The organism is Mycobacterium sp. 852002-10029_SCH5224772 (assembly GCF_001667315.1).
In the GTDB taxonomy this organism is placed as follows: Bacteria; Actinomycetota; Actinomycetes; order Mycobacteriales; family Mycobacteriaceae; genus Mycobacterium.
This window is the reverse complement of the sequence record NZ_LZHT01000069.1, coordinates 1-889: the sequence shown is the minus strand read 5'-3', so window position 1 is coordinate 889 and position 889 is coordinate 1. Positions and strand designations below refer to the sequence as shown.

Sequence of the window (889 nt, the reverse complement as noted above, 5' to 3'; positions counted from 1 at the left end):
TCCGCGGTGGGCGCGGGCGCCGGCGGGGACGTGCTCGGGGCGGGCAGCTGCGCTTGCGGCGGGTGGCTCGGCGGTGCGGCCGGCAGCTGGATCCCCGGGGTGGCCACGCTGACGCCCGAATTGTGCCCCTCACCCGTCGGCTGATCCGACGTCAGCGTCACCAGCACCACCCCGGCGATCACGGTGGCGATGCCGGCCAGGGCGCTGCCGGCCAGCACCATGGCCCGGCTTCGGCGCGGGGCCCTCTCGTCCTCGTCTTCGTCGGTGAGGGCGCTGTAGGCACGGAAACCGGTGCCCGTGCCGGCGTCGCCCCACCCGTCGAGGTAGGTCGGGCCCAGCGTCGGCGGGCTGAATTCCCCGGTGCCCGGGTCCAGCGCGTAGGCCAGAGCCGCGGTCGACGACGCGAACAGCGGCGCGTTGGCCGACGCCAGCGCGGCCCCGCGGGCCAGCGCCATGTCCGGCTCCTCGGGACCGGTGACCCGTAGCGAGGTGGCCGCCTCGATCGCGGGCTTCAGCGGAACGATGTCGGTTCCGCAGCCGACGACGAACACGCCGTCCGCCCCGGACTCGCCCTCAGCAAGGCCGGCGACCATCGTCGCCAGCCCGGCGGCCACCGTTGCCCCGGGGGCCGCGGTGATGCGGCGCCGGTGCAGATCGACGATGGAACCGTCGCCGACCTCGACGACGGCCAGCGTTGCGCTCGCGGACTCGACGAACAGCATTGCGATGCGCTCGTAGGCAAGGGCATAACCGACCGTCTGCGCCAGCGCGGCCGCCGCCAGCAACGGGGCGACCAGCATCACGTTGCCGAGGTCGTTGGCGTTGATCGCTTCCCGCAGCGCGGCGACGTCGGCCGGGTTCGTCCAGGTGACCCCGGTGGAGCTCAACC

Annotated in this window: 1 pseudogene; it reads right to left on the bottom strand. The window is 74.2% G+C overall.

The features are described 5' to 3' along the window. Positions 1-889, bottom strand: a pseudogene (locus A5775_RS11670) (hypothetical protein); the annotation flags it as partial.